Consider the following 16,548-nt stretch of genomic DNA (forward strand, 5'->3'; position numbering starts at 1 on the left):
ATTGAGTATAGCGAGAATTGATTGTGAGGATATTAAAGAAATTTGTCCGCTCTGTTTAATTTAACCGAACAAGATAAAAAGGCAGGTTTTAATACCTGCCTTTAATAAGGATTAATGACCTAACCAAATGGCAGCGGATATCGCCGGTAATGACAGTACGCAGTCCTGCAAATCGGCCTTACCTTCTTTGATCTGCCAGGCGTTAACATTTAGCAGCGGCGACGCCGGTAAAACCACCTCGCAGGCTTCGCCGCGGTTGATCGCGACCAGCACGCGCTGTTGGTTATAAACGCGTAAAAACACCACCACATTGTCTTGCGCATATATCACCTGACAGCCGCCATAGCGCAGCGCCTGGCTGCGCTGGCGCAGCTTCGCCAGACGCTGGTACAGCGCCAGCAGCGCGGCATCCTGCTTCTCCGCCAGCCAGGGGAAGGGTTTGCGGCAGAACGGGTCGTTGTTGCCATCCAGTCCCACCTCATCGCCGTAGTAAATGCAGGGGACGCCCGGCCAGCTAAACAGCCAGACAACCGCCAGCGGCAGACGCGCGACATCTTTTCCAAGCAGCGATTTAAACCGCGCCGTATCGTGGCTGTCGAGCTGGTTGAACATCCGCAACTGCTGCTGGTGCGAGAGCCCCGCGCGGTAATTCTCCATCCACGCCATACAGGTCTGCGCGTCAATCTGTTGCGGATCGTAAGAAATATCCGTGTTCGCGAGAAACCCCCACAGCGGGAAAGTAAAACCGCGGTAGTTCATCGCCGCGTCTTCGACGTCCGCCTGCAGCCACTGCCGCGCATCGCCAAAGTGCTCGCCGACAATATAGGCGCCCGGCTGCGTCTCTTTCGCCGCCTGCGTAATGCCCGCGACGTGCCGGAGGTTATGCCGCGCTCCGCCGTCTTCGCCAAGCATATGCACCACATCGAGCCGCCAGCCGTCCATATTCCAGGGCGCTTTCAGCCAGTGCCGCACAATGCTGTCTTCACCGCGGTAAATTTCATTAACCAGACTTTCCGATCGGTAGTCCAGTTTTGGCAAACTGGGGTAGCCCAGCCAGTCCAGCGCGACGCCATCCTCTGAAAAGCTGTACCAGTCGCGCCAGGGAGACGCCGGATTATGGCACGCGCCGCCCGTCCCCCGGTTATGCCGGTCAAACCATGCATGGGAATCACCGCTGTGGTTAAACACGCCGTCCAGCACCAGCCGTATCCCCTGCTGCTGCGTCTTCTGCCGCAAACGCATCAGCGCCGGATCGCCGCCAAACTGCGGATCCACGTGACGATAATCTTCCGTGTCATATTTATGCACGCTTGGCGCGATGAAGACCGGATTCAGATACAGCGCGGTCACGCCGAGCTTTTTCAGATACGGCAGCTTCTCGCTGATCCCATCCAGATCGCCGCCATAAAAGGTCGATCCCCCGGCCTGCGCGGTCAGGGGATCGTCCCAGTCGCGCAAAACAATGTCCTGACCAGCCGCATGATGGAAATAGACGTTATCCTGCTGCGCCTCGCGCGGCTGGCTACGCGCAAAACGATCGGGGAAGATCTGATAAAAAATTTGATCGGCCACCCACTGCGGGCCGTTATCCGGCACGTCAACGGCAAACTGCTCAAGGCGGGCCGGCGGGAAGCGGCTGAATCCCTGTGGCGTAAACCAGCGTTGGCGATCGTGCCAGAGCAGCTTAAAGCTGTAGCGGCGACGCGGCTGGCCGCGACTCAGGTCGATGACCGCGCGCCATGCGGTGACGCCGGGATGTGGCTGGCTGCGTAGTTTGTGCATTGCCAGCGACGTTTCTTCGTTGTCATTTTCCGCGCGCAGCGTCACGCGTTGAGGCAGGTTTTCCCCCGCCAGCCAAAGCGTAATGCTCAGTTGCGCTTTGTTTTGCTTAACAAATGGGGCAACCGGAAGGTGCCAGGCGTTCAACATCACGTATCCCCTTTGATGAAAATGCGCTCACCTTGCCACAGCAATTTACAGGATAACTCATCATCTGCAGGTTTATTGGGGGAGGAGTGTGGGGGAGGATATTTTGACGGCATTGCCGGGTGGCGACGCTGACGCGTCTTATCCGGCCTGCGAGCATTCGCAGACCGGACACACACCGTTACTGCGCCATCAGACGATCGCGACGGCGTTTGAACATCCAGCCAATCAGCAGCAGGACAATCCACGCAAAACCAACATACAGCGAGATGCGGGTATCCGGGTGATAGCCAATCAGCCCAATGATAAAGACGAGAAAGATCAGCCCGGCGGTAGTGGTCGCCACACCGCCTGGCACTTTAAATTTCAGCGCGTTGACCTCGTCGGGCGGCAGACGGCGACGGAAGGCAATCTGCGACAGCAGGATCATAATCCACACCCACACCGTGGCGAAGGTCGCCAGCGAAGCGATAACCAGGAAGACGTTTTCCGGCATGATATAGTTCAGATAAACCGCAAACAGCAGCGCAACGGTCATCACCATCACGGTCACCCACGGAATGCCGCGGCGCGAAGTCCTGGCAAACACCTTCGGCGCGCTACCCTGCTCCGCCATGCCGTGCAGCATACGACCCACGCCAAAGACGTCAGAGTTAATCGCCGACAGCGAAGCGGTAAGCACCACGAAGTTCAGAATGCTGGCGGCAAACGTTATTCCCAAATGCTGGAAGGTCAGTACAAACGGGCTACCATTAGTTCCCACCTGGTTCCACGGGTAGATCGACATAATGACAAACAGCGTTCCCACGTAGAACACCAGAATACGCATCGGCACTGAGTTAATCGCGCGCGGGATCGATTTCTCCGGGTCTTTCGCCTCCCCGGCGGTGATACCGATGATCTCAATCCCGCCGTAGGCGAACATCACCATCTGGAGAGACATCACCATGCCCAGCCAGCCGTTGCTGAAAAAGCCGCCATTGCTCCACAGGTTATGAATACCGGTCGGCTGACCGCCGTTGCCAATCCCCCAGATGATAATGCCGAAACCGGCGGCAATCATGATGATAATGGTGGCGACTTTAAAGAAGGAGAACCAGAACTCCAGTTCGCCGAAAACCTTCACACTCATCAGGTTGATGGCGCAAATCAGCAGCACCACGCTAAGCACCCAGATCCAATGCGGCACCGCCGGGAACCAGACGCCCATATAGATACCGAACGCGGTCACGTCGGCGATGGCGACGATCAGTATTTCAAAACAGTAGGTCCAGCCGGTGATGTAGCCCGCCAGCGGGCCGAGGTTTTCTTGCGCATAGCGCGAAAAGGAACTGGCTGCGGGGTTGTGAACGGACATTTCGCCCAATGCGCGCATAATGATATACGCAGCAACCCCGCCAATAATGTACGCCAGCAGTACGCTTGGCCCCGCCATTTTGATGGCGTCCGCCGAGCCGTAGAATAGCCCGGTGCCAATTGCTGAACCCAGTGCCATAAAGCGAATGTGCCGGGTGCTTAGCCCACGCTTTAGCTTGTTATTACTTTCCATCAATTCCTGACCCATCTACACAATAAAAAACCACGGGGTTAAGCAAGATAACCCCGTGGTCAAAACATACTGTCAGCAATCTTAGTGGGCGCTGGAGGTCACCTGCCGACCCGCTGCGCGATCCCAGATAATTGCCAGGACCACTATCACGACGGTGGGCATTAACCACGCCAGTCCCTGTTCCGCCAGCGGTAAACGCTGGGTCCAGGCCGGTAACACGTCGCCGATTGCCGATGCTTTAATCCCGTCAAGGATACCAAAAAGCAGGCTGATAAACATCGCCGGTGCGATAACGCGGGACGAATTATGCCACCATGAGCGGGTAAAACTTAATACAACCAGTGCGATACACGGCGGATAGATCGCCGTCAGCACCGGAATGGAGATCTGAATCAGGTGGCTCAGCCCCAGGTTGGAGACCACCATCGAGAAGCCGCCGAGGATAAACACCAGCGTGCGATACGAAAGCGGGACGTACTGCGCGAAGAACTCCGCACAGGCGCAGGTCAGGCCAACCGCGGTGACCAGACAGGCGATGAAGATGAGGGCCGCCAGCAGCAAGCTCCCCGCGCCGCCGAAGGTATGCTGAACGTATGCATGCAGGATCGCCGCGCCGTTAACGGACTGATCGACCAGCGTCGCGCTGTCTGATCCCAGACGGAACAGCGCCAGATACAACAGCGTCAGACCAATGCCCGCCATCAGGCCAGCCCAAACGGTATAGCGGGTCAGCAGACGCGCTTCGGTCACGCCGCGCGAGCGCGCCGCGTTCACAATCACGATACCAAATACCATCGCGCCCAGCGTATCCATGGTCAGATAGCCGTTCACAAAACCGTTAGAGAACGCCGCGTTTTCATAAGCGTCCATGGCATTGCTGATAGGGCCCGCCGGCCAGATGATTGCCGCAACGGACAGGACGATCAGCGCGATAATTTTCAGCGGCGCCAGGAAATTCCCTACCGTATCCAGCAGTTTGCCAGGATAGAGCGACACCAGAATAACGAGGGCGAAATAGACCACGCTATAGATAAACAGCGGCATCGCCGAGTCGCCGGTCAGCGGCGCGATGCCCACTTCAAACGACACGGTCGCGGTGCGCGGGGTCGCAAACAGTGGTCCAACCGCCAGGTAACAGACGGTTGCCAGCAGGACGCCCGCCACTTTACCGATTGGGGTGCTCAGGCTGTCCACGCCGCCACCCACTTTCGCCAGCGCGATCACGGTCAACACCGGCAGACCCACGGCGGTAATCAGAAAGCCGAAAGCCGCAGTCCAGACGTGCTCGCCCGCCTGCAGACCAACCATTGGTGGAAAGATAATGTTTCCTGCGCCGACGAACAGCGCAAAAGTCATAAAGCCAAGGGCGATAATATCGCGCGATTTTAACTGATGGGTCATAAAGCTTACGGCCTGTGGATGTGGTGTTGATTAAATTAAATTTTTTTACCTTTCCCTACGGGAAGATACAGCGGATTTTTTAAGCAATTCCAGCGGGATATGCTCCTGGGCTGGCGCGGCGAAGAATAGTTTTTCGAATTACCGCCTGAATGCAGTCAGACCGCCAGCATCTGGGGCGCAATTTAAACGCTTATAACGTTTTAAAGCAAGGAGGGATCTAAAAACCGGAACATTATCTCGATATCGAATTCAGAGTTGGCATAAAACACCATTCTTAAGAAAAAGTCATGGCTTATCATGCGAACAAAAAACGACCAGACGTTGCGAAATTTAGTGGACTGTTCTTAACCGCAAACAAAATAAGCCAGCATTCGCTGGCTTATGGAAAGATAGCCTTACGATCGGGCATTAAGCCGATTTTTTGGCAATTAAACGTTCCGGCAGCACAAAACTAAAGCGCGTGCCTTTGCCCAGTTCACTGTCAATCGATAAGCGGCTTTCATGATGATTCACCGCATGTTTAACGATGGCCAGCCCAAGCCCACTGCCGCCGGTTTGCCGCGAACGGGCCTTGTCGACGCGGTAAAAACGCTCGGTCAGACGCGGCAAGTGTTCCGGCGCGATCCCCGGACCATTATCCTCCACGCTGAACGCCGCACCGTGCGGCACAGCGTGCCAACGCACAGTGATGTGGGTCCCTTCCGGCGTATGGTTTACCGCGTTATACACCAGGTTAGAAATCGCGCTACGCAACTGTTCTTCATTCCCCAGCACCTTAAGCTGATTATCGACCTCAAAGCTGAAGGTGTGCTTATTCTGGCTCAGCGTTTGCGCTTCGCGTTCCACCATGCGCAGCATCATCGGCACATCGACCTGCTCATTGAGCAACAGCGTCGGCGAGGCTTCAATCTTCGACAGCGTCAGCAATTGTTTCACCAGTCCTTCCATCCGGAAAGTCTGTTCGCGCATCGTCAGCAACGCTTTCTCGCGCGTGGCCCCTTCCAGCGGCTGTTCGTACATCATTTCCAGATACCCCTGCAGCACAGTGAGCGGCGTGCGTAGCTCGTGGCTGACGTTGGCAAAGAAGTTGCGTCGCGCCCCTTCAAGCTGATGCATCTGGGTCACGTCCCGGGCGACCATCAGCAACTGCTTGTCGGTATAAGGCATCACGCGAATCTCCAGATGCCGTCCGGTATTGAGCACCAGATTCAGCGGCCGGGTGAAATCACGCGTTTTGAGATAGTGAGTGAACTCAGGATAACGCAGCAAGTTCAGGATATTCTGCCCGTTATCGTCGGGCCAGCGTAGCCCCAGCACCTGTTGCGCCAGGCCGTTACACCAAAAAATTCCGCCCTCTTCGGTGGTTAATACCACCGCATCCGGTAGCGACTCCGCCCCGCTGCGAAAGCGTTTGATCAGGTTTCCCAATTCACGCCGACGTTTTTTGTTACGAAGCTGCATCTGATGCAGCCCGTACAGCAGCGGCTCCCAGCTTCCGCTGCCCGGCGGCGGCGTCATGCTGCGGTCAACCCACAGCCACCATGACAGGCGTAATAAATTCCAGAAATGCCAGATGAGCAGTCCCGTTACCGACGCCAACAAAAACCACGGCAGGTAACCAAAAATAGCGCTGAGGATAAAGGCCGGGATACAGCAAAGTATCAGTTCCAGCACCAGCCTTTTCCATGACAGTCTTTCCAGCACGCGTCATACTCCGTTCTGAGCCAGGCCTGCGCCTGGCGCTTGTTTTACCCTTCAGAAGCGGGTTGAAAAACGATACCCTGTCCCACGTACCGTCTGAACCATCCGGTCATGACCGCTGGTTTCCAGCGCCTTGCGCAGACGTCGAATATGCACATCGACCGTGCGATCCTCAACGTAAACGTTAGTGCCCCAGACGTGGTTCAACAACTGTTCACGGCTGTAAACGCGTTCCGGGTGAGTCATAAAGAAGTGCAGTAACTTGAATTCCGTCGGCCCCATATCGAGAGGGTTTTCGCCGGTCATGACGCGGTGGGAGGTCGGGTCCAGGCTCAGCCCCTGCATCTCGATCACCTCTTCCACTGCCATAGGCGAAATGCGGCGCATAACGGCTTTGATACGCGCCACCAGTTCTTTCGGGGAAAACGGCTTGGTTATGTAGTCGTCTGCGCCGGTTTCCAGGCCGCGCACGCGGTCTTCTTCTTCGCCTCTGGCGGTGAGCATCATCACCGGAATATCCCGGGTCATCGCTTCGCGTTTGAGGTGTTTAATAAACTGGAGACCAGAACCGCCAGGCAACATCCAGTCAAGGAGGATCAGATCCGGCCAGGGTTCATTAAGTTGGTTCACCGCACTGTCATAATCTTCGGCTTCGACAGGCTGAAAGCCATTTTGCTCGAGCACGAAGCAGACCATTTCGCGAATTGGAGCTTCATCTTCTACGACCAGAATACGTCTCGCCATGATTTGCCCTGTTTTAGATAAATTGCTAGTCATCAATGCGGCGTCATTATGCGTCACTTTTATGACAGATTTATGAAAAAGATAGCGCAGGCTGATGACAGGTTGTTGATTTATTACAAGCCATACAGGAGATATTACCGTCCGTGAAAAGGTATAATCCCCGCCACGCTTTTTTGCCATGGAACCGTTATGCGCATCTTACACACCTCTGACTGGCATCTTGGACAGAATTTTTACAGCAAAAGCCGCGCCGCTGAGCACCAGGCCTTTCTCGACTGGCTGCTGGCAACGGCGACCGAGCAGCAGGTGGATGCCATTATTGTCGCAGGTGACATTTTTGATACCGGCTCGCCGCCAAGCTACGCCCGCGAACTGTACAACCGTTTTGTCGTCAATTTACAGCAAACTGGCTGTCATCTGGTGGTGCTGGCGGGCAACCATGACTCCGTCGCCACGCTCAACGAGTCCCGCGAAATTCTCGCCTTTCTGAATACCACCGTTGTCGCCAGCGCCGGACACGGTCCACAGCTTCTGCATCGCCGCGACGGAACGCCCGGCGCGGTACTGTGCCCAATTCCTTTTTTACGCCCGCGCGACATCGTTACCAGTCAGGCCGGATTGAGTGGTCTGGAAAAACAGCAGCACCTGCTGAGCGCTATCACCGACTACTATCAGCAACAGTATCAGGCCGCCTGCGCCCTGCGCGGCGAACACACGCTGCCGATTATCGCCACCGGTCACCTGACTACCGTCGGCGCGAGTAAAAGTGACGCGGTGCGTGACATTTATATTGGCACCCTCGATGCGTTTCCCGCGCAAAATTTCCCTCCCGCCGATTATATCGCGCTGGGTCATATCCACCGTGCGCAGCAGATTGGCGGTACCGGGCACATCCGTTACTGCGGCTCCCCCATCGCCCTGAGCTTTGACGAGTGCGGTAAACATAAATGCGTCCATCTGGTGAGCTTTGAAAACGGCAAACTGGCGAGCGTCGACAACCTCACTGTGCCGGTAACACAGCCGCTGGCGGTACTGAAAGGCGATTTCGCCGCTATCACTGAGCAGCTTGAACAGTGGCGTGACGCGCCGCAAACGCCGCCGGTCTGGCTGGATATTGAGATCACCACCGACGAATACCTGCATGATATGCAGCGCAAGATCCAGGCGCTGACCGAAACGTTGCCCGTGGAAGTGCTGCTGGTGCGCCGCAGTCGCGAACAGCGCGAACGTATGCTAAGCAACGAACGACGGGAGACGCTGAGCGAGCTGAGCGTTGACGAGGTGTTTACCCGCCGTCTGGCCCTGGAGGCACTCGACGATCCTCAGCGCCAGCGCCTGATCTCGCTGTTTCACACCACCTTACAGACGCTGTCCGGGGAGGATGACGCATGAAGATTCTCAGCCTGCGCCTGAAAAATCTCAACTCGCTGAAAGGGGAATGGAAGGTTGATTTTACTGCTGAACCCTTCGCCAGTAACGGTCTGTTCGCCATCACCGGCCCCACGGGCGCCGGAAAAACGACGCTGCTGGACGCCATCTGTCTGGCGCTCTACCACGAGACGCCGCGTCTGAATACTGTTTCACAGTCGCAAAACGATCTGATGACCCGCGACACCGCTGAATGTCTGGCGGAAGTGGAATTTGAGGTAAAAGGCGAAGCCTACCGCGCATTCTGGAGCCAGAACCGCGCCCGCAACCAGCCTGACGGCAATTTACAAGCGCCGCGCGTGGAGCTGGCGCGCTGCGCCGACGGGAAAATTCTTGCCGATAAGGTGAAAGATAAGCTTGAGATGACCGCCGAACTGACCGGTCTGGACTACGGACGCTTTACCCGCTCAATGCTGCTCTCTCAGGGACAATTCGCCGCCTTCCTCAATGCTAAACCGAAGGAGCGCGCAGAACTGCTGGAGGAGCTGACCGGGACGGAAATCTACGGGCAAATTTCGGCGAAGGTGTTTGATCAACACAAAACCGCGCGGGCCGATCTGGAGAAACTTCAGGCGCAGGCCAGCGGCGTCGCGCTGTTAGCGCCTGAGGCGCGACAGGCGCTGAATGAACGTTTGCAGGCGCTCACTGACGAAGAACAACAGCTTGCCGCGCGGCAGTTAACCCTGCAACAGCACCTGAACTGGCTGACGCGGCAGCACGAACTGCACGCGGAAACACAGCGTCGGCAGCAGGCGCTGGAAACAGCGCAAGCGGCATTACAGCAGGCCCAGCCGCAGCTTGCGCCGCTGAACCTGGCGCAGCCAGCCAGAGCGTTACGCCCACACTGGGAACGTATTCAGGAACAATCCGCTATCCTTTCCCGCACCCGCCAGCAGATTGAAGAAGTAAATGCTCGCTTACAAAGTACGCTTACGCTGCGCAGCCGTATTCGCCGCTATGCGCAACAGCAGTCCGCGACGCTGGTAAACGCTCAGCAAACGCTGACGGCCTGGCTTAGCGAACACGATCGCTTCCGCATGTGGAGCAACGAACTGGGCGGCTGGCGGGCGCTGTTTGCCCAGCAGGCCAGCGACGCCGTCCAGCGGGAGAAATGGCGGCAACAGCTGGCGTCAGATACCCGCAAGCGGGAAGCATTGCCGACGCTGACCCTCTCCCTCACGCCAGATGAGGTTACCGCAGCGCTGGCCCAACATGCGCGACAGCGCCCAACTCGCCAGCGCCTGCTGGCGCTGCATGGCCAGCTCGCCCCCAACATTAAGCGTCTGGAGCAGCTTAAAACGCTGATTGCGCAGAATACGCGCACGCTGGCGGAGCAAACCGCGCAACTGGACGCCAGGCGCCAGCAGTATAAAGAGAAAAACCAGCATTACCTCGACGTCAAAACCCTCTGTGAACAGGAATCGCGAATTAAAGATCTCGAAAGCCAGCGCGCGCTGTTGCAGTCCGGACAGCCCTGTCCGCTTTGCGGCTCGACCACGCATCCGGCGGTAGCGGCCTATCAGGCGCTCGAACTCAGCGTCAATCAGGTGCGACGTGACGCGCTGGAAAAAGAGGTCAACGCGCTGGCGGAACAAGGCGCTACGCTGCGCGGGCAGTGCGACGCCCTGAAGCAACAGGTGCAGCGCGACGAGAACGAAGCGCAGGCGCTGGCGAAAGATGAGCAAGCGCTCACTGTTGAATGGCAGGCATTAATTCGCGATCTCAACATCACGCTGCAGCCACAGGATGATATTCAACCCTGGCTAACGGCGCAGGACGATCATGAAAAACAGCTTTACCAGCTCAGCCAACGCCATGATCTGGACGCGCAACTCGTCGCGCATCAACAGCAGATCATGCAGTTTAGTCAGCAGATTAACCAGCGTCAGGCGACGCTGACCGCGCAGCTCAGTCGCTACGCACTCTCCCTGCCGGACGAGGGGCACGAAGAGGCGTGGCTACACGCACGCGCCGCGGAGGCGCAGACGTGGCAACAAAAGCAGACCGAGCTTAACGAACTGCAGGCGCGTATCGCGCAGTTGACCCCACTACTCGAGACCCTGCCCCCAGCCGAGGCGGATTCAGAAGATCCTGCGCCGGTTTCGCTGGACCACTGGCGTCAGGTGCACGACGACTGTCTGTCGCTGCAAAGCCAGTTGCAAACATTAGAGCAACAGGCGGTGAACGAGAATCAGCGCGCCAGCGAAGCCCAAACGCAGTTTACGGCGGCGCTGGAAAGCAGCATTTTTGCCGACCAGGCGGCGTTTCTCGCCGCGTTGCTGGATGAGGAGACCCTTGCGCGCCTTGAGCAACTCAGGCAGTCGCTGGAAAACCAGTTGCAGCAGGCCCGCACGTTAGCGGCACAGTCCACGCAGGCACTGGCGACGCATCAGCAACAGCCGCCTGCCGGTCTGGATCCCACATTATCGATTGCGCAGATCCAGGCGGATGCCGCGCAGCTCAACGGCCAGCTACGCGAAAACGCCACCCGGCAGGGAGAGATTCGCCAGCAGCTGAAGCAGGACGCCGACAATCGACAACAACAGCAAAGCCTGATGCAGGCGATCGCCAGCGCCAGCCAGCAGGTTGAGGACTGGGGCTATCTGAACGCGCTTATTGGCTCAAAAGAGGGTGATAAGTTCCGTAAATTCGCTCAGGGCCTGACGCTGGATAATCTGGTCTGGCTGGCGAATAACCAGCTCACGCGTTTGCATGGTCGCTATTTGCTTTCGCGAAAAGCCAGCGACGCGCTGGAACTGGAGGTGGTGGATACCTGGCAGGCGGACGCCGTGCGGGATACCCGCACCCTTTCCGGCGGCGAGAGTTTCCTCGTCAGCCTCGCGCTGGCACTGGCGCTTTCGGATCTAGTGAGCCACAAAACGCGCATTGATTCGCTGTTTCTCGATGAAGGTTTCGGCACCCTTGATAGCGAAACGCTGGACACCGCGCTGGATGCGCTGGATGCGCTGAACGCCAGCGGCAAGACCATCGGCGTGATTAGCCATGTGGAGGCGATGAAAGAGCGGATCCCGGTGCAAATTAAGGTGAAGAAAATCAACGGGCTCGGTTATAGCAAACTTGCCCCCCTGTTTGCGGTGACGAAGTGAATGGCATGCCGGGTGGCGTTTCGCTTATCCGGCCTGCTCAACAGTCACGCCGCCATCCGGCAAAGACCGATGCGTTAGCACGATCGTCAATACTCAGAGACGAATAAGGAATGGTATTCCGCCCGACTTAACCGCAAGCTATGACGCGATTGGCTGCGGCAATGCGCAGCCGTTGCGCTTAACCCGCGCACAATAATGGCAGGTGGTATGAACAAGGTTATTTTTTCTTTAGCGCTCGGGACGTTTGGGCTGGGCATGGCCGAATTCGGCATCATGGGGGTATTAACGGAATTAGCCCGCGACGTTGGCATTTCGATTCCCGCCGCCGGACATATGATCTCGTACTACGCGTTTGGCGTGGTGCTGGGCGCCCCCATTATCGCCCTTTTTTCCAGTCGCTTTTCGCTCAAGCATATTCTGCTGTTTCTGGTGACCCTGTGCGTCATCGGCAACGCGATATTTACCCTCTCCTCTTCTTACGCCATGCTGGCGGTCGGCAGGCTGGTCTCCGGCTTTCCGCACGGCGCTTTCTTTGGCGTGGGCGCGATAATTCTGTCTAAACTCGTCCGGCCGGGAAAAGTCACCGCCGCCGTGGCGGGGATGGTGGCCGGAATGACCGTCGCAAATCTGGTTGGCATCCCGCTCGGGACGTTTCTCAGCCATGAATTCAGCTGGCGCTATACCTTTTTGCTGATCGCCGTGTTTAACGTTGCGGTGATGGTCTCGATCGGTTTCTGGGTGCCTGATCTGCATGATGAAGCGAAAGGAAAGCTGCGTGAACAGTTTCATTTCCTGAAAAGCCCCGCGCCATGGCTGATATTTTCCGCCACCCTGTTCGGCAATGCAGGGGTTTTCGCCTGGTTCAGCTATATCAAACCGTACATGATTTACGTTTCCGGCTTCAGCGAGACGGTCATGACTTTCATCATGATGCTGGTCGGGCTGGGGATGGTACTGGGCAACCTGCTTAGCGGACGGTTATCGGGTCGCTTTTCTCCGCTTCGGATCGCGGCGACAACCGACTTTGTCATCGTCCTGTGTCTGCTGCTGCTCTTTTATGTGGGCGGGATAAAAGTCGCGTCGCTGACGTTTGCGTTTATCTGCTGCGCCGGACTGTTTGCCCTTTCCGCGCCGCTGCAGATCCTGCTGCTGGAAAATGCCAAAGGCGGCGAACTGCTGGGCGCGGCAGGGGGGCAAATCGCCTTTAATCTCGGGAGCGCTATTGGCGCATACTGCGGCGGAATGATGCTGACGCTGGGTTTTGCCTATCACTATGTGGCGCTGCCCGCCGCCCTGCTGTCGTTTACGGCTATGGCGTCATTGTTGATGTATGGACGCGTTAAGCGCCGACAACACCCGGTGTTACCGGTGGCCGGAGGGCGCTGACGCGCGTCCGGCCTACACGTCCTGCCCGCAGAAAAATTACCCTTGCGGCCACAGCCACGCGGCGCCGCGCACGCCGCTGGAGTCGCCGTGTAGCGCTTTACGGATTGGCGTTTCACACTCACCGCCAAAGACAAACTGTTTGATAAGCGTCGGGACGGTTTTATACAAACGATCGACATTGCTCATCCCGCCGCCCAGCACGATCGCATCCGGATCGAGTATGTTCACTACATGGGCAAGCGATTTCGCCAGCCGCAGCTCATAGCGGCTTAACGCCAGCTCGGCCACCGGATCCTGCGCCGCCACACGCTGCATGATGTCGCTGCCCTGCAGCGGATGCCCGCTCAGGCGGTGGTAATCGGTCGCGAAGCCGGTGCCGGAGATAAACGTTTCAATACACCCCTGTTTGCCACAATAGCAGGGCACCTCCTCGCGATAGCGAAGCTCATCTTCATCCATCCACGGCAATGGATTATGCCCCCACTCGCCCGCCGTACCGTTCCCTCCGATGTGCGCCCGTCCGTTCAGCGCAACGCCTGCGCCGCAGCCGGTACCAATAATCACCGCAAACACCGTTTGCGCTCCGGCAGCCGCGCCGTCGACCGCTTCAGAAACCGCCAGACAGTTTGCGTCATTCGCCAGGCGCACCTCACGCTGCAAACGCGCGCACAGATCGCGGTCGAATGGCTGTCCGTTAAGCCAGGTCGAATTGGCGTTTTTCACCACGCCGGTGTAGGGCGACAGGGAACCGGGAATGCCTATTCCGACCGTTCCCGTCTGCCCGGTAGCGCGTTCGGCCATGGCAACCAACGTCGCAATGGTCTCAATAGTTTGCTGATAATCCTCACGCGGCGTCGGCAGGCGATGGCGGAACAATTGCTCCCCCGCCTCGCCGAGCGCAATCACTTCCGTTTTGGTACCGCCAAGGTCAATACCTATACGCACAGGCCACTCCTTATTTTTTTCGGCAATATCAATAGCGTAGAGTCGGGCTTTCGCTTAAGCAATGCAAGGCCGCCGACAATTCGCTACTATACGCGCTGGATTTAACGACAAGGCCGTGGAAATTATCATGCTGTGGTTCAAAAATTTAATGGTTTACCGTCTTAGCCGCGATATTTCGTTGCGCGCTGAAGAGATGGAAAAACAGCTAGCCTCAATGACGTTTACCCCTTGCGGTAGCCAGGATATGGCCAAAATGGGCTGGGTGCCGCCAATGGGATCGCACAGCGATGCACTGACGCATGCCCACAACGGCCAGATCCTGATTTGCGCGCGTAAAGAAGAGAAGATCCTGCCTTCGCCGGTCATCAAACAGGCGCTGGAAGCGAAGATCGCCAAACTGGAAGCCGAGCAAGCGCGTAAGCTGAAAAAAACGGAAAAAGATTCGCTGAAGGATGAAGTGCTGCATTCTCTGTTGCCGCGCGCCTTCAGTCGCTTCAGCCAGACAATGATGTGGATCGACACGGTTAACGGGCTGATCATGGTGGACTGCGCCAGCGCCAAAAAAGCGGAAGATACGCTGGCGCTGCTGCGTAAATGCCTCGGTTCGCTGCCGGTGGTTCCGCTGGCGCTGGAAAATCCGATCGAGTTGACGCTCACTGAATGGGTGCGTTCCGGCACCGTGGCTCAGGGCTTCCAGTTGCTGGACGAAGCCGAACTGAAAGCGATGCTGGAAGATGGCGGCGTGATCCGGGCGAAAAAACAGGATCTGGTGAGCGACGAAATCGCGGTGCACATTGAAGCCGGTAAAGTGGTGACCAAGCTGGCCCTCGACTGGCAGCAGCGCATTCAGTTTATGGTTTGCGATGACGGTTCGATTAAGCGTCTGAAATTCAGCGACGAACTGCGCGATCAAAACGAAGATATCGATCGGGAAGATTTCGCCCAGCGTTTCGACGCTGACTTTATCCTGATGACCGGAGAGCTGGCGGCGTTGATCCAGAATCTGGTGGAAGGCCTGGGTGGAGAAGCCCAGCGCTAAAGCGCGGTTGCTGCGCAAGGAAAGGCCGGACAAGACGCTTTTGTGTCGCTATCCGGCCTTTCTCGTTTACAGATAGCGGCAAAGGTAGGAGGTCGGCTCCGCCACCTGCAAATGGAACTCACTGTGGCCAGGGACGTTAAATACCTCGCCGGCGGCATACACTTTCCATTCGGTTGCGCCCGGCAACAGGACATTCAACGCGCCGCTCACTACCGTCATTTCTTCCGGCTCTGCGGTACCAAACGTGTATTCCCCTTCCAGCATCACGCCAACGCTGGCGCGGCCAGTGCTGCTGCTGGTAAAGCCGATCGATTTCACTTTGCCGGAAAAGTATTCGTTACTTTGAAGCATAAACTGACCCTGTCTGGTGATTAAATTCACTCCCAATATAGGGTCCTGACCTTTCGCCTGTCACGCAAAATTAAACCAGCAATTCAGAAGCCAGCCGTGCAATCAATACATTAGAGAGCAAGACCGGCACATCCAACGACTTTTGCAGCACATCGCGGTGACGCTGATGAAATCCCAGGCAGTCCAGCATAATCACATCAGCGCCCTGCTCAAGCAGCGCTTTACCGGCGTCTATCAACTGCTGGACGCTGCCATGCACCGGATTCGCCAGTGAATAAACCGGCGGCGACGCCAGCACCTGCCACTTTTCCGCCTGGGCAGACATAAGCTCCTCGACCGGCACGATAACGCCCACCTGATGTCCGTCAACGATCGAGGCCACCAGCGGCGGGATAATACGTCGCGGCTCCAGCAGAATACTGTTACGGGCGGTCATACTTCTGATGCTCGCGGTGCTCATCAAAAGAATAATGTCGTAACCCTGGTTATCCAGCACCTCAATAACGCTTTGCAGATCGCGTTCGACTTTTTGTTTAGAGACATGGGCCGGTTGATTATCGCTAAGCAGGGTTAATAGCGGTGCTTCTCCTGCGTCAATTTTATAATCCGTGAGCACATCTTCACGGTTCATTTTTCCAAGCAGGCTGTGATGGGTAATGTGCTGTTCGTCGATGTACTCCGTCAGGAGCGGCAGGATTTCGCTCGTGGGTACAACGCCGATAGTGAGAATTGCCAACGACGCGCTCATTTTTGCCACCTTTTTATATTTCGTCGTTTATTTGCGAACAAATGCTCTACGCCACTGCCGACATTTGCCTGATGCAAATTCAAATGCAAAAAAGCGTAGCAGGAGATGGGCAAAGTATTATGTAAAGATTCCAAATGATTCCAGTAAAATATTGTTATCGTTTAATGTTCGTTTTTTGAAACAAAATGTCATCTGCGAAATATGTGATGCAGCTTCGGTTTAG

Annotated in this window: 12 protein-coding genes; 4 read left to right on the top strand and 8 right to left on the bottom strand. The window is 56.6% G+C overall.

Going from position 1 to position 16,548, the window contains the following annotated elements; genetic code table 11:
• Nucleotides 1–111: 111 nt before the first annotated feature.
• The 5 genes from malZ to phoB form a co-directional block, all read right to left on the bottom strand.
• Nucleotides 112–1,929, bottom strand: coding sequence for a maltodextrin glucosidase (gene malZ / locus CSE01S_RS06855; RefSeq protein WP_042286001.1), 1,818 nt, complete (start codon nucleotides 1,927–1,929; stop codon nucleotides 112–114).
• A 178-nt stretch (nucleotides 1,930–2,107) separates the two neighbouring features.
• On the bottom strand, nucleotides 2,108–3,475 hold the full coding sequence (proY, locus tag CSE01S_RS06860; protein ID WP_042286005.1) for a proline-specific permease ProY: 1,368 nt from the start codon (nucleotides 3,473–3,475) through the stop codon (nucleotides 2,108–2,110).
• A gap of 81 nt (nucleotides 3,476–3,556) precedes the next feature.
• On the bottom strand, nucleotides 3,557–4,876 hold the full coding sequence (gene brnQ, locus CSE01S_RS06865) for a branched-chain amino acid transporter carrier protein BrnQ (protein WP_042286008.1): 1,320 nt from the start codon (nucleotides 4,874–4,876) through the stop codon (nucleotides 3,557–3,559).
• A 408-nt stretch (nucleotides 4,877–5,284) separates the two neighbouring features.
• Complete coding sequence (phoR, locus tag CSE01S_RS06870; protein ID WP_042286010.1) at nucleotides 5,285–6,580, bottom strand: phosphate regulon sensor histidine kinase PhoR; 1,296 nt, start codon at nucleotides 6,578–6,580, stop codon at nucleotides 5,285–5,287.
• Nucleotides 6,581–6,631: 51 nt separating this feature from the next.
• Nucleotides 6,632–7,321 carry a phosphate response regulator transcription factor PhoB gene (gene phoB, locus CSE01S_RS06875; protein WP_042286011.1) on the bottom strand — a complete coding sequence of 230 codons (690 nt, stop codon included), beginning with the start codon at nucleotides 7,319–7,321 and terminating at the stop codon, nucleotides 6,632–6,634.
• A gap of 189 nt (nucleotides 7,322–7,510) precedes the next feature.
• Between phoB and sbcD the strand changes: the two genes are divergently transcribed.
• The 3 genes from sbcD to araJ all read left to right on the top strand — a co-directional run bounded on the left by sbcD (nucleotide 7,511) and on the right by araJ (nucleotide 13,242).
• Nucleotides 7,511–8,713, top strand: coding sequence for an exonuclease subunit SbcD (gene sbcD, locus CSE01S_RS06880; RefSeq protein ID WP_042286014.1), 1,203 nt, complete (start codon nucleotides 7,511–7,513; stop codon nucleotides 8,711–8,713).
• On the top strand, nucleotides 8,710–11,856 hold the full coding sequence (gene sbcC, locus CSE01S_RS06885; RefSeq protein WP_042286015.1) for an exonuclease subunit SbcC: 3,147 nt from the start codon (nucleotides 8,710–8,712) through the stop codon (nucleotides 11,854–11,856). Before sbcD ends, sbcC begins: the two co-directional genes overlap by 4 nt.
• A gap of 207 nt (nucleotides 11,857–12,063) precedes the next feature.
• Nucleotides 12,064–13,242 carry an MFS transporter AraJ gene (gene araJ, locus CSE01S_RS06890; protein WP_042286018.1) on the top strand — a complete coding sequence of 393 codons (1,179 nt, stop codon included), beginning with the start codon at nucleotides 12,064–12,066 and terminating at the stop codon, nucleotides 13,240–13,242.
• A gap of 36 nt (nucleotides 13,243–13,278) precedes the next feature.
• On the opposite strand, the gene mak is transcribed toward araJ, so the two are convergent.
• Nucleotides 13,279–14,187, bottom strand: coding sequence for a fructokinase (gene mak, locus CSE01S_RS06895; RefSeq protein WP_042286021.1), 909 nt, complete (start codon nucleotides 14,185–14,187; stop codon nucleotides 13,279–13,281).
• A gap of 127 nt (nucleotides 14,188–14,314) precedes the next feature.
• Between mak and rdgC the strand changes: the two genes are divergently transcribed.
• Nucleotides 14,315–15,226, top strand: coding sequence for a recombination-associated protein RdgC (gene rdgC / locus CSE01S_RS06900; RefSeq protein WP_042286024.1), 912 nt, complete (start codon nucleotides 14,315–14,317; stop codon nucleotides 15,224–15,226).
• A 66-nt stretch (nucleotides 15,227–15,292) separates the two neighbouring features.
• Here the strand turns inward: rdgC and ppnP are convergent, their stop codons facing one another.
• Both ppnP and CSE01S_RS06910 read right to left on the bottom strand, forming a co-directional pair.
• Complete coding sequence (ppnP, locus tag CSE01S_RS06905) at nucleotides 15,293–15,577, bottom strand: pyrimidine/purine nucleoside phosphorylase (RefSeq protein WP_042286027.1); 285 nt, start codon at nucleotides 15,575–15,577, stop codon at nucleotides 15,293–15,295.
• 70 nt (nucleotides 15,578–15,647) lie between these two features.
• Nucleotides 15,648–16,325, bottom strand: coding sequence for an AroM family protein (locus tag CSE01S_RS06910; protein ID WP_042286031.1), 678 nt, complete (start codon nucleotides 16,323–16,325; stop codon nucleotides 15,648–15,650).
• Nucleotides 16,326–16,548: the final 223 nt, after the last annotated feature.

Source organism: Citrobacter sedlakii NBRC 105722 (genome assembly GCF_000759835.1).
In the GTDB taxonomy this organism is placed as follows: Bacteria; Pseudomonadota; Gammaproteobacteria; order Enterobacterales; family Enterobacteriaceae; genus Citrobacter_A; species Citrobacter_A sedlakii.

Bases quoted from the DNA above. Each gene is read 5' to 3' on its own strand.
- sbcC (WP_042286015.1), top strand. From the start codon at position 8,710: ATGAAGATTCTCAGCCTGCGCCTGAAAAATCTCAACTCGCTGAAAGGG.
- rdgC (WP_042286024.1), top strand. From the start codon at position 14,315: ATGCTGTGGTTCAAAAATTTAATGGTTTACCGTCTTAGCCGCGATATT.
- sbcD (WP_042286014.1), top strand. From the start codon at position 7,511: ATGCGCATCTTACACACCTCTGACTGGCATCTTGGACAGAATTTTTAC.
- phoB (WP_042286011.1), bottom strand. From the start codon at position 7,321: ATGGCGAGACGTATTCTGGTCGTAGAAGATGAAGCTCCAATTCGCGAA.
- brnQ (WP_042286008.1), bottom strand. From the start codon at position 4,876: ATGACCCATCAGTTAAAATCGCGCGATATTATCGCCCTTGGCTTTATG.
- proY (WP_042286005.1), bottom strand. From the start codon at position 3,475: ATGGAAAGTAATAACAAGCTAAAGCGTGGGCTAAGCACCCGGCACATT.
- ppnP (WP_042286027.1), bottom strand. From the start codon at position 15,577: ATGCTTCAAAGTAACGAATACTTTTCCGGCAAAGTGAAATCGATCGGC.
- araJ (WP_042286018.1), top strand. From the start codon at position 12,064: ATGAACAAGGTTATTTTTTCTTTAGCGCTCGGGACGTTTGGGCTGGGC.
- malZ (WP_042286001.1), bottom strand. From the start codon at position 1,929: ATGTTGAACGCCTGGCACCTTCCGGTTGCCCCATTTGTTAAGCAAAAC.
- CSE01S_RS06910 (WP_042286031.1), bottom strand. From the start codon at position 16,325: ATGAGCGCGTCGTTGGCAATTCTCACTATCGGCGTTGTACCCACGAGC.